The organism is Microbacterium sediminicola (assembly GCF_039531125.1).
In the GTDB taxonomy this organism is placed as follows: Bacteria; Actinomycetota; Actinomycetes; order Actinomycetales; family Microbacteriaceae; genus Microbacterium; species Microbacterium sediminicola.
On sequence record NZ_BAAAPL010000002.1, the window covers coordinates 105,806 to 119,255 of the forward strand.

Genomic DNA, 13,450 nt, shown 5'->3' on the forward strand with positions numbered 1-13,450 from the left:
ATCAGGACACGTCGACCATTCCCCGGACACCCGCGATGACGATGTCCAGGCCCACCTCGAACGAGTCGCCGAAGTTGTAGCCGGGCTGCATGACGTGCTCCATCGTGAACTTCACGAGCGCGGGATAGGCATCCGGGGACAGCGGCATGACGATGTCCTCACCGGCCTCCGTGAGATCACCACCACTCTCGCCGAGAGGGAGGGCCGCTTCTTGCATGGCGAAGCCGTAGACGAACGCGTCGATGATCGCGACGCCGTGCGCGATGGCCGGCATGGGAAGACCTGAGCGCATCCAGATCGCGAGCACCGCATCGTGATGCTCGAGGATGTCGACCCCGGGGGTCCGACGGGACTCCATGATCGGTATCGCCCACGGGTGCCGACGCAGAGCCGCGCGCAGCGAGCGCGCACGGTCGCGGATGGCGTCCTGCCACGGGAGGTCCGGGGCGGGCAATCCGACCTCGGTGAACACGCGACCGACCATGCCGTCGACGATGTCGTCTTTGCTGTTGACGTAATGGTAAAGGCTCATGGGCCGCGCGCCCAGGCGGTCGGCGAGCTTGCGGATCGTCAGCGGTTCGAGTCCGATTTCGTCGGCCAGTTCGACCGCCCCGGCGATGATCCGTCCGCGGTCGAGAGAGACCCGTTGCGTGCCCGGCTGCTGTGGCATCCCGCGCACCTCCTCCCGAAGAGTTGACATTTCGTACTTAGTAAGAATACAGTCCTCTCCATCGTCGTACTAAGTACGAAACACCGCACAGGAGACTCACATGACCAGCACGAGCACCGCTTCCCCGTCATCCGCACCGCGCGTAAGCGACATCCCCTCGACCGTTCCCGCGACGATGACCGCCATCGTGCAGCGCGGGTACGGCGACACCGAGGTGTTGCACCTCGACCGCGCGCCGATGCCCGCCCCGGGCGCCGATCAGGTGCTCGTTCGCGTCCACGCCGCGGGCCTTGACCGCGGCGTGTGGCACATCATGGCGGGCCTGCCCTACATCGTTCGCCCCATGTTCGGCATGACCACCCCGCGTCAGCCGGTTCCCGGGATGGATGTCGCCGGCACCGTCGCCGCGGTGGGCACCGACGTCACAGCCTTCGCCGTCGGCGACCGCGTCTTCGGCACCGCAGCGGGCACCTTCGCCGAGTACACGGTCGCGGACGCGACCACGCTGGCCCGCATGCCCGAGGGGGTGAGCTTCGACGAAGCCGCAGCGCTGCCGGTCTCGGGTCTTGCGGCGCTCGAAGCCGTCCGCACGCACGGTCGGGTGCGGGCTGACCAGCGGGTGCTGGTCACGGGCGCCTCCGGCGGAGTCGGATGCTACGCCGTCCAGCTCGCTGCCGCCGCCGGCGCCGAGGTCACCGGTGTCGCCAGCGCCGCCAAGGCCGACCTCGTCCGCTCGTGCGGCGCCGCGCACACGATCGACTACGCGACGACAGATGTCACGACCCTCACCGAACGCTACGACGTGATCATCGACATCAACGGCCGTCTGCCGCTGGGCCGTCTGGTGCGCACCCTGACCGCCACCGGCACGCTCGTCATCGTCGGCGGCGAGGACGGCGGATCGCTCACCGGCGGCATCCACCGCCAGTTCGGCGCACGACTGCGCTCCGCATTCACCCGGCGCCGGCTCGGCTTCTTTCTCTCGGACGAATCCGGGGCGCTCCTTCCCGAACTCACCGATCTCGTCGCGGCCGGAACCCTGCGCTCGACAGTGGATCGCGACCACATCTACCCGCTGGATGAGGTCGCCACTGCGATCGCCGCTTTGTCTGCCGGTCGCGTTCGCGGCAAGGCCGTCATCCACATCGCCGACTGATCCCCCACACCTACCGACACCCCAACGACCGCCTCACGGAGGACTCCCATGAACACCCTCACCGACACCACCCGCCGCACCGCGGCCCTCGTCGCCGGAATCGGCTACCTCGCTCTGTTCGTCCTCGCGATCTTCGCGAACTTCGTCGTGAAGCAGGGGATGGTCGATCCCACCGACGCCGTCGCCACTGTCGAGAGCATTCGTGCACAGGAAGGACTCTTCCGACTGGGTCTGGCCTCGTTCGTCGCGATCTTCGCGATCGACGTGGCCGTGGCATGGGGCCTGTACGTGCTGTTCGCGCCGGCAGGACGAGCCCGCTCGCTGCTGGCGGCATGGTTCCGCATCGCGTACACCGTGATGCTCGGAGTGGGAACAGTCTTCATGTTCCTGGGCCTCGAGATCAGCCTCGGCACCACTGATCTCAGCCCCGACGTCGCGCTGATGATGTTCGCCGCGTTCGACTTCGCCTGGTTCGTCGGCCTGCTCGCTTTCGGCATCCACCTCGTCCTGCTGGGCGCGCTCATCGTGCGCTCTCGGATCGCACCACGACTCATCGGCGTCATCCTGATGATCGCTGGAGCCGCGTACGCGCTGGACACCCTGCTGCACGTGGTGATGACCGACTACGCCGCCGTCTCGGGAATCATGCTCGCGATCGTGGCGATCCCCTCGATCGTGGCTGAGCTGACCTTCACGATCTGGCTGCTCCTGGCCGCGCGCCGTGCTTGACTGACACGACAGTCCCCCTCAACGAAAGACACGCCGCCATGGACGCACCCCTCGATGAGCGAACCGAGGCGATGCTTCTCGCCATCCCCAAGGTGTCGCTGCACAACCACCTGATCGGCGCCGTGTCTGCCCGCACCGTGCTGGACCTCGCAAAGAAGCACGGCGTGACCGTCGAGGGCGGCCGCGACGAGGCGTCGCTGTACGACCACGGCTCATACGAGGATCTCGACGAGTTCCTCCGGGTGCTGGACGTCGCCGGCTCCGTCATGCGCGATCATGACGACTTCCGCCGGGTCGCCTACGAAACCCTCACCGACGGCGGAGCCGCGCTCGGCGTCGTGCACCGCGAGATCTTCCTGAGTCCTCCCGGACACCCCGGTGTCCCGTACCGGACGATCATCGAGGGCGTGCGGGAGGGCATGCGCGAAGCCGAGGCCGACACCGGCATCACGAGTCGGATGATCGTGGGCCTGTGCCGCAACGACACGGCGGCCTCTGCGGTGGAGCTGGTCGAAGAGATCATCGCGAACCCGATGGATGAGGTGATCGGCATCGGCCTGGACTACTCCGAGCTGATCGGCCCGCCGGCACGGTTCGTCGAGGCCTTCCAGCTGGCCGGACGCGCGGGATTGCGCCGCACGGCCCACTCCGAGTCCGGACCGCCCGCGCACGTCGAGGTGATCCTGGATCAGCTGGGCGGCGAGCGCATCGATCACGGCTATCACGTCGTCGACGACGAGCGGATCACCCGGCGGTGTGTCGAAGAGCGCATCCCGTTCACCTGCACACCCGTCAGCTCCGACATCGGCCGCTATTCGGGCAGCGGCGACGGCTCGCACCGTCGCATCGCGCAGATGGTGGATGCCGGACTCCTCGTCACGATCGACTCCGACGACCCGCCCATGTTCGGCACGGATGCCGTGAACGACTACCGTGCCCTCGCTCGCGCACTCGGCTACGGACGCGCACAGTTCGAGCGCTTCACCTGGAACGCCGTCGAGGCATCCTGGCTGGATGCCACCGACAAACTGGCGCTCACGCGCCGGGTACAGCAGAAGCTCGACGCGCTCTGAACGGCGGGAGCGGACTCAGTCGGCGAAGATCTGACCGGCCGGAGACCGCTTCTCCGCCTGGAAGGCATCCTCGGAGCGACCGAACGCCCAGTAGGCCGACAACGACATCGCCGGACGTTCGATGCCCCAACTCTCGTGCAGGTGCGCGCCGATGCGCTTGATCGCCTCCCGCTCACCATGGGCGAAGACGTCCACCTCACCCTCCGGCTGCGGCAGGGCGAGGACGGCAGTGACCAGCGGCTCGCCATAGCCCGCACCCTCACGGTGCAGCCAGCGCACCTCGACGCCCGCAGGAGCGGTGAGCTCCACGTGGGCGTCGGCGTCGGCGACCTCGATCAAGGCCACGCCGCGAGCATCCGCCGACATCGTTTCGAGCGCCACCGCGACAGCGGGTATGGCGGCGTCATCGACGACGAGCAGATGGAAGACATCACCCGACGCCGGCGTGTACTTCGCACCGGGGCCCGACAGCGCCACCCGATCGCCGGGCTGGGCTGAGGCAGCCCAGGGACCGGCGAGTCCGGCATCGCCGTGGACGACGAAGTCCACCGCGATCGTCTTCGCCTCGTGATCGACCGCGCGCACGGTGTAGGTGCGCCGCACGGGCATGTCCGCCGGATCCAGCCTCGCGCGCAGAGCATCGAGATCGTAGGGCGGCTCAAGCTCGAGCTCGGGCCGGGCGAACAGGAACTTCACGTACTTGTCGGCGAGTGCCAGCTTTTCGGGACCCGCGTTCTCGACGAATCCGTCGAACGCGTCACCACCGAGGTGCACCCGGACGAGCTGGGGGGCGACGCGCTCGGTGCGCACAACCTCGAAGACCCGCTGCACGCCGCGGGGTCGTCCTCCCGGACCGCCCGGTCGGCCACCGCCCATCGGTCGCCCTGCGCCACCGCGCCCCGCCGCATCCTGCACGCTCTCTGCCATCCCTCCAGGCTAGGCGCCCAGCGCGCGCCGGGACCGACTCTTGCCGAATCCATACGTTGCGTGCGAATCCACACGTTCATCACGCAACGAGCGTGTGGGTTCGCAACGAGCGTGTGGGTTCGCAACGAGCGTGTGGGTTCGACGAAAAACTACGTCAGCGGCGGACGGGCGGGGCGTCGTCGGGGGCGAGGACCGCGCCGAGGTCGCGGAAGAGGGTGTCCGCGAGGTTGGGATAGGAGCCATCGGCGGCGAAGGCGTCGGGGGCGAACGTGACCGCCACCGAGATGGCGATGTCTTCGGACGCGAGGTACGCCGTGACGGCGGCGTACCCGCTGAAGAGGGGGTTCTGCATGATCCAGTCGCCGGTGTTGACCAGGCCGATCCCGTACGTGTACCCCTCGCTCTGCGTGAAGCAGCCGGGACACCCCTCGACCGGTTCCCCGAATCCGCGCAGCGCGGTCGACACCATCGCCTCGTGCGCCTCGGGCGAGAGCAGAGCGCCGGTGCCGATCGCGCGAATGGTCGTGCTGAGGTCATCGATGGTGGATGTCTGTACCGCGCCGTGAGAGATCGTCCACGATGGGCTCCAATAGGAGCTCTCTTCGGAGAAGGGGACGCCCTCAGCGACGCCGAAGAAGCCACGCCGCTCGGAGGAGAAGGCGTGCAGCGCCGGCTCGGGGATTTCTGCGGTGAGGGTCGCGTGAGTGCCGGTCAGCTCGAGCGGGTCGAGGATCCGCTCCTGGATGAGTGCGCTCAGCGTCTCTCCGGTGGCCGCCTCCAGCGCGTGGCCAAGGATGACGTATCCGGCATGGGAGTAGCCGAAGTTGGTTCCGGGCTCGAACCACAGAGGTTCGTCGGCGACATACGAGAGAAGCTCGTCGGCGGTCCAGAGGTGGAACGGGTCGGCCATCAGATCGTCCTGGAACTGTAGGACGGGGACGTAGTCCTGGATGCCGGAAGTCATCTGCGCCAGCTCGCGCAGCGTGACCTCGTCGGCGTAGGGCGCGCTGGGGAGGTACTGCGATACGAGGTCGTCGACGGAGAGCACACCCTCGTCATCCAGCTGCAACAGCACCATGGCGACATACGAGATCGCCACCGCGCCGTTGCGGAAGTGCATCTCCGGTGTGGCGGGCACCCCCGTCATCGATTCACCGAGTGCCGCGCGGTAAAGCTCCTGCTCGCCCGCGGTCACCTTGACGATGACGGCGTTCACCGGATGGTCTGCGAAGAACGTGGCAACGGTCTCTTCGATCGCCGCCACCGTCTCGGGATCCGGCGACGTCGAGGCGCTCGGCTGCGCGGCGCACCCGGCCCCCAGGATCGCGGCGGCGGCGAGCGCGGCGGCGGCGACGATCCTGCGGCGGGTCCTCATGCGGCCATCATGGCAGAGCCTCGGGGTCGGCTCAGGCCAGCTCGACCAGCCGCTCCGGGGAGGTGCGTCCACCGACCTCGATCTCGCGGCCGAGATTGCGGCGGTGGGTGTAGAGCACCGAGCCACTCCCCTGGACGACCTGCAGGTCGCGACCCAGCTCGGCTGTGAGGCGGATCGCGGCTGATCCCGTGGCCGAATCCTCACGGATGCCGAGGTCGGGGGCGAAGACGCGCGCACGCACCACCCCCGCCTCCTCATCGATCCATGCCCACACGCAGAACGTGCCCTCGCTGTAGGCCTCCGGATCGACGGCGAGGACCTCCTCAGGACTGGAGAGTCGCTCGAGCACGAAGTTGGTGGTCCACTCGGGCATCGCGTTCACGAACACGCGTTCCCCCTCGACGCGGACCCGGGCCGACCCGACGGCACAGCTGATGGTGCGGATGTCGTCCCCGGCCTCGTGCAACCACGAGGCCAAGCCGACCACGGGATGTCCGCCGAAGCGCACCTCACCGGCCGGAGTGAAGATGCGCACGTGAGCGACATCCTGCGAAATCTCGTCGATGAAGATCGTCTCGGAGAACCCGAGGTCTGCCGCGATCTCCGCCTCATGCTTCTTGGTCGCGGCGGAGGCCCAGACGATCCCGAGCGGATTGCCGTGGTCGCCGACCTCGTCCACGAAGACGTTGACCACACTCGCCATGACGCTCATAACCTCTGATTCTCACAGGACCGGGAGCGTCGAGCGAACCGAGGAGCGGAATCGGGCTATTCGTCTGCCGTTTCCTGCTTACCGCGCATCACCAGGAGGGGGTCGGGGACTCCCACGACCGACGTGTCCTTGTCCTCGTAGTCGAACTGGCTCAGCCAGTAGCGCATCGCGTTCAGGCGTGCACGCTTCTTGTCGTTGGAGCGGATGATCGTCCACGGCGCGTAGCGCTTGTCGGTGCGGCTGAACATCTCCTCCTTCGCCGCGGTGTACGCCTCCCACCGATCCAGCGATGCGATGTCCATGGGGGAAAGCTTCCACCGGCGCACCGGGTCGAGCTGGCGGATGGCGAAGCGCGTGCGCTGCTCGGTGCGCGAGACCGAGAACCAGAACTTGGTGAGGTGGATGCCCGACTCCACCAGCATCCGCTCGAACGCGGGCGCCTGGTTCATGAAGGTCTCGTACTCCCAGGGACTGCAGAAGCCCATCACCCGCTCGACACCGGCCCTGTTGTACCAGGAGCGGTCGAACATCACGATCTCACCGGCGGTCGGAAAGTGCTGGATGTATCGCTGGAAATACCACTGCCCGTGCTCACGGTCGCTCGGCTTGGACAGCGCGACCACGCGGGCCGTCCGCGGATTCATGTGCTCGGTGAACCGCTTGATGGTGCCGCCCTTGCCCGCGGCGTCTCGTCCCTCGAACAGCAGGATCGCCCGCCGGCCGGTGTCCTCCATCCAGTACTGGCACTTGAGCAGCTCGACCTGCAGCCGATACTTCTCGAGTTCGTACGCGTCACGCTCCATACGCACCGGGTAGGGATATCCCTCCTGCCAGGTGTACACCGGGTTACCCTCGGGATCGATGAGGTCAGGATCGGCCGTGTGGCCCTCCCGCACCGAATATCCGGAGTGCCGCAGGTGCTCGATGTACTCGCGCATCCCCTCGGCGGGTACGTCCTCCATGGCCTGCCTCCCCGTTCTTCGCTGCACCGGTCGCAGCAGCCGATGCGAGCATCCTGTCTGCGCAAAGTAGCCGGTAGGGAAACAATCATGCACGCGGCGTCGATCGGTGTCTGCACCGGCAACGATCCACGCTACGCCGAAGGTCCCGTGACAGCGCGCGCGCCGCGCGCGAGGATGACGGTGTGAGGCTCGCCCGCTCGCTGCTCCGCAATATCGCTGTCATGGCGGCGCTCGCCGTGCTGGCCGCCACACTGATCTTGGACGTGGTGGGAGCCGGGTCGGCCGGCCGGTGGCTGGCGACCGCCTTCGTGGCCGCGTTCATCGTGTGGACCCTGGTCGGGATGGTGCGCGACGTACTGCGCGGACACGTGGGGCTCGATATCCTCGCCGTTGTCGCGATGGTGGCCACGATCGCCGTCGGCGAGTACGTCGCCTCGCTGATCGTTGTGCTCATGCTGGCCGGCGGGCAGTTGCTGGAGGACTTCGCCGCGGGACGGGCCACCAGCGATCTGCAGGCACTTCTGGACCGGTCTCCGCGCATCGCGCATGTGCGCGACACGGCAGGGGGTGTTCGCGATGCGGATGTCGACGACGTCGCCGTCGGCGAGGTGCTGGTGGTGCGCCCCGCGGAGATCGTGCCGCTGGACGGCGTTCTCCTCACCGAGTCGGCCAGCTTCGACGAGTCGTCGCTGACCGGCGAGAGCATGCCCGTGTCCCACACCGTCGGCGACGAAGTGCTGTCGGGGGCGATCAACGGCAGCACGGCCGTGGAAGTGCGGGTCAGCCGCCTGGCCGGCGACAGCCAGTACCAGCAGATCGTGTCGCTCGTGCGCGAGGCCCAGAGTTCGCGCGCGCCGGTGGTGCGCCTGGCGGATAGATTCGCGATCCCCTTCACGGCGATCTCACTCGTGCTCGCCGGGGCCGCGTGGGCAATCTCCGGCGACTCCGCGCGGTTCGCCGAGGTGTTGGTGCTCGCCACGCCGTGTCCGCTGCTGATCGCCGCACCCGTCGCCTTCCTCAGCGGCTTGTCACGCACCGCCCGCGCGGGAGTGATCCTCAAGGGCGGCGCCGTTCTCGAGCAGCTCGCGAGGGTGAGGTCGGCCGCGTTCGACAAGACCGGGACGCTCACCCGCGGCCGACCCGTCCTGGTCGACATCCGCCCTTCGGTGGGCACCACGCACGACGACCTTCTTCTGCTGGCTGCCGCGGCTGAGCAGTACTCCTCTCATGTGCTGGCCGGAAGCATCCTCCAGGCCGGACGGGCACTCGGCCGCCCTCTGCCAGCCGCGTCAGAAGCGGGCGAGGTCGCGACCAACGGCGTGACCGCGCTGATCGAGGGGCGCACGGTGGCCGTCGGAAAGCCCGCGTTCATCGCCTCGCTGACCGGGGCAGAGGTGACGACGCCGCTGATGTCGGGACAGGCCGCCGCGTACGTCGCCATCGACAACACCTATGCCGGCGCTCTGGTGCTCGCCGACGACCCGCGTCCGGAATCGGCCGCCGTCATCGCATGGCTGCGCGATCACGACGTCGAGCGCATCGCACTGCTGACCGGCGATGCGCGCGCGACAGCAGACTCGATCGCCGCGGCCGTCGGCATCGACGAAATCCACGCCGAGCTCCTCCCGCCCGACAAAGTCGCGCTCGCGGCCGAACTCCAGCCACGTCCGACGATGATGGTCGGCGATGGTGTGAATGACGCACCCGTCCTCGCCGCGGCCGACATCGGCATCGCGATGGGCGCCCGCGGCGCGACAGCCGCCGGGGACGCCGCCCACGCGGTCGTGCTCGTGGACTCGCTCTCCCGCATCATCGACGCGATCGCGATCTCGCGCCACACCCTCCGCGTCGCATTCACGGCAATCTGGATCGGAATCAGCCTGAGCATCGCGCTGATGCTGGTGGCGATGACCGGGGCCATCCCCGCCGTTGTCGGAGCCCTCACCCAGGAGGTGGTGGATGTCGTGACGATCCTCTCCGCGTTGCGCGCGCTGGGCGGCCGCCGCATCGGGATCCCAGACGAGACTTCAGCCGGCGAGCGCCTCGATGAAGTCGAGCGTCGATGACGAGATCTGCGCACGTGCGTCATCATCACTGATCTCAGGCTCGTTGTCGCCGGGCTGCGGACCGTAGGCGCCGAACTGCGCGTGGGAGGCGCCCTCGACGACGACGAACTGCGTCGCGGCGGGGAGATCCGCGCGAGACGCGTCGATCTTGTCGGGGGTTGCCAATCCGTCGCGGGTACCCGATATCGAGAGCGTGGGGACATCGAGGGTCGCGCTGATGTCGCTGGCGGGATAGGACGCGTAGAACACCAGTCCCGCCGCCACTCCGGTCGCGTCGCCGTCGGCCTGGATTGCGGCCACCGTACCGCCGAGCGAATGGCCCGCGAGCACCCATTCCTGCACGTCGGAATTCTCCGACACGACCGCGTCGAACTCGCCGAGGGAGAAGAACGCGATCCCGAGGGGCTGCTTGACGATGACGACGGTGTAGCCGGACTCCGCGAGCGGGCGAAGCACCGCGGCGTATGCGCGCGGGTCGACGAGGGCGCCAGGCTGGAAGAAGATGCCTGTCGCCGAGGCCCCTCCCGTCGGCTGCATGACGATCCGCGTTCCGGACTCGACCACATCGACCGAGGCATCCGAGCGCATCGCCTCGAGCGCAGGCTCGACGGCGGGATACGGACGCAGCCACGCGAGGACGAACACCCAGAGCAGTGCCAGCACGACAGCGGCGATGCGACCGATCCGACGCCAGAGCCCTGCCCGCACGGGACGCAGCAGGGCGATCGCACCGAACCCCAGCGCGCCGAGCGCCGTGATCGACAGCAAGATCGCATAGGCGGGATGACCGTGGACGATGCCTCCCCACCCGGTCAGGCACGCCCACGCCACGACCGCGAGCGCAGCACCCGCCACACCGACACCGATCCAGCTCAGAACATCGCGCCGGACCGGTACAGGTGTCGTGGAACTCATTCCCCCATTGTGCGTCCCGAACGGCGCCGGCACACCGGCGATCAGCCGAGAGGCACGCGCGTCGCGACAGCGGCCTCGGCGACCGTCTCGTCGGTACGTCGCCGGATCATCGCGACGGCGATCAGTGCGGCGGCGAGCATGCCGATCGCTGCGGCTTGGAACGTCGCCCCATAGGCGGCGGTGAGCTCCCCTGCCGTCGGCGCACCCGTCACGCCTGCCAGCACCGAGACGTAGATCGTCGTGAACACGGACAGCCCGATCGATCCCCCGATCTGCATCGCCGAGTTGACCGCCGCGGAAGCCGCCCCGGCCTCATGCGGGGCGACCCCCATGAGCGCGACGTTCTGAAGCGGCACGAAGATGAAGCCCATCCCGACGCCCATGAGGAGCAGCCCCGGGAAGACCTCGACCCAGTACGAGCCCGTCGGAGAGATGAGGCTCAGGTAGAACAGCGCAATGCCCGCCAGGATCGGACCGAGGGTCATCAGCGGGCGCGGACCCGTCTTCGGCAGCAGCCTGGTGACCAGCGGCGCCGTGGCTGTGATCGCGAAGGGCAGCGGCAGGCTCGCCACACCCGCGGCAAGTGCCGACATCCCCAGCACGATCTGCAGGTGGAACGTCAGATAGAGAGTCGTGCCGATCATGACGCTGCCGGAGAGCGCCTGCACGATAAGGGCACCGCCGCGCACACGATCGGCGATCACGCGCAGCGGCAGCAGCGGCTGGGCGACGCGGGATTCGATCCAGACGAAAGCCGCCAAGAGGATCACACCCGCGGCGAGGAACATGATCGTCAACGGATCCGCCCACCCGTTCTCGGCAAGGCTGAACCCGTACACGAGCGCGCCCAGACCGAGCGTGATGGTGACGGCACCGGCGACGTCGTAGCGATTCTCACCCTCCGCCTTGCTCGGGCTCAACACGATCGCGCCCGCGATGACACCGATGAGGACGAAGATGAGGTTGACCAGCAGGCACCATCGCCAGTCGGCGAATTCGGTGAGGAAGCCGCCGAGGACGAGGCCTGTGGCCGCTCCCGCACCGGCGACGGTCCCGAACACGGCGAAGGCACGGTTGCGCTCTCGTCCGTGCGGGAAGGTGACGGTCAACAGCGCAAGTGCCGCGGGAGCCAGCAATGCGGCGAACACACCCTGCAGTGCGCGAGCGATGATGAGGTCGACCCCGGATGAAACCAGTCCGCCATATGCGGATGCCACCCCGAATCCCACCATGCCGATCATGTAGGCGAGCTTGCGTCCCGCGTAGTCGGCGATGCGCCCGCCGAGCAGCAGGAACGCACCGAAGGCCAGCGCATAGGCCGTGACGACCCATTGCCGCGCTGAGTCGGTCAGGCCCAGCTCCGCCTGCGCCTGGGGGAGCGCGATGTTCACGATCGTGCTGTCCAGAACGACGACCAGCTGGGTCATCGACAGCACGCCGAGCGCCCACCAACGGGCGGATGGATGAGAGTGGCGCCAAGACATGGAAAAGCCTCCGAGAATCAAGAGAAGTGATGTCGGAGGTTTTCAGCCTCGGACCGCGCGCGAGTGGGGCGACCACCTCGGCACGCGTTGCCGAGCGAACCCCAGTGTATCGGAGCCGGACGCGCGGGCACCCGGCGAGCCTTGTCCCGCCAGGGGGACGGGCGGCTACCCCCAGGACCCTGTTTCGAGGAAATGCTCCATGCGGGCACGGTGTGGGGCAAGGTCCCACCCCTGCGCAGCCACCCACTGGTCGTCGTAGTAGGTGCGGCTGTAGCGGGCGCCGCTGTCGCAGATGAGCGTGACGATACTGCCGGTCTCGCCCGCCTCGAGCATGCGTGCGATCAGCTGGAAGGCGCCGACCAGGTTCGTCCCCGTGGACCCTCCCGCCCAGTGATGAGTGCGATCCTTCAGCAACCGGATCGCCGCAACCGATGCCGCATCGGGCACCGCGAACATCTCGTCGATGAGCGTCGGCATGAAGGACGGCTCGACGCGTGGCCGCCCGATCCCCTCGATCTTGGATGGCCGACCTGTTGTGTAGCCCAGGTCGTGGGTGCGCCACGCCTCGAAGAACGCCGATCCCTCCGGGTCCACGACCGCCACCCGCGTGTCGAAGCAGCGGTAGCGGACGTAGCGCCCGAACGTCGCCGAGGTACCGCCGGTGCCGGCACCCACCACAATCCATGACGGCACCGGGTGACGCTCCAGAGCCATTTGCCCGAAGACGCTCTCGGCGATGTTGTTGTTGCCGCGCCAGTCGGTCGCCCGCTCCGCGCAGCTGAACTGGTCGAGGTAGTGGCCGCTCACGCACTCGCGGGCCAGCCGCTGTGCCTCGGCGTAGACCTGCAACGGCTCGTCGACGTAGTGGCACCTCCCGCCGTAGAACTCGATGAGTTCGATTTTCTCGGCGCTGGTCGTGTGCGGCACCACGGTGATGAACGGAAGGCCGAGCTGCCGGGCGAAGTAGGCCTCCGACACCGCCGTGGACCCGCTGGATGCCTCGACGAGGGTGGTCTCGGGACCGATGTATCCGTTGACGAGTCCGAACAGGATCAGCGAGCGCGCCAGTCGGTGCTTGAGCGAACCGGTGGGATGGACTGACTCGTCCTTGAGATAGAGATCGATGCCCCACTCGGGCGGTAGCGGGAAAACGTGGAGATGCGTGTCGGCGCTGCGGTTGGCATCCGCCTCAAGAACCCTGATCGCCGCCCGCACCCACTCCTGTCGGCTGTTCTTCGTCATTTCGGAACCTCGTCTCGACCGGATGCTGTCCCCAGTGTCTCGTACCGGACGGGGCCGTGTGACGTCACATTCACCGGCGGCAGAAGTCGCGCCCACGGGTACCACCGCAGAATGTCCGCGGGGCGAGCGTCACATGACG

The 13,450-nt window shown here is 67.8% G+C and carries 12 protein-coding genes; 4 read left to right on the forward strand and 8 right to left on the reverse strand.

Annotated elements, in window-relative coordinates; genetic code table 11:
* Position 1 precedes the first annotated feature (1 nt).
* A complete protein-coding gene (locus tag ABD206_RS09015) occupies positions 2-700 on the reverse strand; it encodes a TetR/AcrR family transcriptional regulator C-terminal domain-containing protein (protein ID WP_344071696.1) in 699 nt (232 codons plus the stop codon).
* 70 nt (positions 701-770) lie between these two features.
* Here ABD206_RS09015 and ABD206_RS09020 point away from each other — a divergent pair, with 70 nt between their 5' ends.
* From ABD206_RS09020 to add, 3 genes are read left to right on the forward strand one after another with little or no spacing between them, the layout of a single operon-like run.
* Complete coding sequence (locus tag ABD206_RS09020; RefSeq protein ID WP_344071698.1) at positions 771-1,826, forward strand: NAD(P)-dependent alcohol dehydrogenase; 1,056 nt, start codon at positions 771-773, stop codon at positions 1,824-1,826.
* A 48-nt stretch (positions 1,827-1,874) separates the two neighbouring features.
* Positions 1,875-2,555 (forward strand): DUF4386 domain-containing protein, encoded by a 681-nt coding sequence (locus ABD206_RS09025; protein ID WP_344071700.1) that lies wholly within the window; start codon positions 1,875-1,877, stop codon positions 2,553-2,555.
* Between the two features lie 38 nt (positions 2,556-2,593).
* The gene (gene add / locus ABD206_RS09030) at positions 2,594-3,628 is read left to right on the forward strand and encodes an adenosine deaminase (RefSeq protein ID WP_344071702.1); all 1,035 of its coding nucleotides are present in this window, start codon (positions 2,594-2,596) and stop codon (positions 3,626-3,628) included.
* Between the two features lie 15 nt (positions 3,629-3,643).
* On the opposite strand, the gene ABD206_RS09035 is transcribed toward add, so the two are convergent.
* The 4 genes from ABD206_RS09035 to ppk2 form a co-directional block, all read right to left on the reverse strand.
* Positions 3,644-4,555 (reverse strand): siderophore-interacting protein, encoded by a 912-nt coding sequence (locus tag ABD206_RS09035; RefSeq protein ID WP_344071704.1) that lies wholly within the window; start codon positions 4,553-4,555, stop codon positions 3,644-3,646.
* 154 nt (positions 4,556-4,709) lie between these two features.
* Positions 4,710-5,930 (reverse strand): serine hydrolase domain-containing protein, encoded by a 1,221-nt coding sequence (locus ABD206_RS09040; protein WP_344071706.1) that lies wholly within the window; start codon positions 5,928-5,930, stop codon positions 4,710-4,712.
* Between the two features lie 31 nt (positions 5,931-5,961).
* Positions 5,962-6,642: a PhzF family phenazine biosynthesis protein gene (locus ABD206_RS09045; RefSeq protein WP_344071708.1), complete on the reverse strand. Its 681-nt coding sequence runs from the start codon at positions 6,640-6,642 to the stop codon at positions 5,962-5,964.
* A 56-nt stretch (positions 6,643-6,698) separates the two neighbouring features.
* Positions 6,699-7,604 (reverse strand): polyphosphate kinase 2, encoded by a 906-nt coding sequence (gene ppk2, locus ABD206_RS09050; protein ID WP_344071710.1) that lies wholly within the window; start codon positions 7,602-7,604, stop codon positions 6,699-6,701.
* Positions 7,605-7,786: 182 nt separating this feature from the next.
* Between ppk2 and ABD206_RS09055 the strand changes: the two genes are divergently transcribed.
* Complete coding sequence (locus tag ABD206_RS09055) at positions 7,787-9,670, forward strand: heavy metal translocating P-type ATPase (protein ID WP_344071712.1); 1,884 nt, start codon at positions 7,787-7,789, stop codon at positions 9,668-9,670.
* Here the strand turns inward: ABD206_RS09055 and ABD206_RS09060 are convergent.
* From ABD206_RS09060 to ABD206_RS09070, 3 genes are all read right to left on the reverse strand, one after another.
* Entirely contained in the window at positions 9,632-10,585 is a 954-nt protein-coding gene (locus ABD206_RS09060; RefSeq protein WP_344071714.1) for an alpha/beta family hydrolase, read from the reverse strand. The genes ABD206_RS09055 and ABD206_RS09060 overlap by 39 nt on opposite strands.
* Before the next feature lie 41 nt (positions 10,586-10,626).
* Positions 10,627-12,069 (reverse strand): MFS transporter, encoded by a 1,443-nt coding sequence (locus ABD206_RS09065; protein ID WP_344071716.1) that lies wholly within the window; start codon positions 12,067-12,069, stop codon positions 10,627-10,629.
* Positions 12,070-12,234: 165 nt separating this feature from the next.
* Positions 12,235-13,311 carry a PLP-dependent cysteine synthase family protein gene (locus tag ABD206_RS09070; protein WP_344071718.1) on the reverse strand — a complete coding sequence of 359 codons (1,077 nt, stop codon included), beginning with the start codon at positions 13,309-13,311 and terminating at the stop codon, positions 12,235-12,237.
* Positions 13,312-13,450: the final 139 nt, after the last annotated feature.

Bases quoted from the DNA above. Each gene is read 5' to 3' on its own strand.
- ABD206_RS09015 (WP_344071696.1), bottom strand. From the start codon at position 700: ATGTCAACTCTTCGGGAGGAGGTGCGCGGGATGCCACAGCAGCCGGGC.
- ABD206_RS09020 (WP_344071698.1), top strand. From the start codon at position 771: ATGACCAGCACGAGCACCGCTTCCCCGTCATCCGCACCGCGCGTAAGC.
- ABD206_RS09025 (WP_344071700.1), top strand. From the start codon at position 1,875: ATGAACACCCTCACCGACACCACCCGCCGCACCGCGGCCCTCGTCGCC.
- add (WP_344071702.1), top strand. From the start codon at position 2,594: ATGGACGCACCCCTCGATGAGCGAACCGAGGCGATGCTTCTCGCCATC.
- ABD206_RS09035 (WP_344071704.1), bottom strand. From the start codon at position 4,555: ATGGCAGAGAGCGTGCAGGATGCGGCGGGGCGCGGTGGCGCAGGGCGA.
- ABD206_RS09040 (WP_344071706.1), bottom strand. From the start codon at position 5,930: ATGAGGACCCGCCGCAGGATCGTCGCCGCCGCCGCGCTCGCCGCCGCC.
- ABD206_RS09045 (WP_344071708.1), bottom strand. From the start codon at position 6,642: ATGAGCGTCATGGCGAGTGTGGTCAACGTCTTCGTGGACGAGGTCGGC.
- ppk2 (WP_344071710.1), bottom strand. From the start codon at position 7,604: ATGGAGGACGTACCCGCCGAGGGGATGCGCGAGTACATCGAGCACCTG.
- ABD206_RS09060 (WP_344071714.1), bottom strand. From the start codon at position 10,585: ATGAGTTCCACGACACCTGTACCGGTCCGGCGCGATGTTCTGAGCTGG.
- ABD206_RS09065 (WP_344071716.1), bottom strand. From the start codon at position 12,069: ATGTCTTGGCGCCACTCTCATCCATCCGCCCGTTGGTGGGCGCTCGGC.
- ABD206_RS09070 (WP_344071718.1), bottom strand. From the start codon at position 13,311: ATGACGAAGAACAGCCGACAGGAGTGGGTGCGGGCGGCGATCAGGGTT.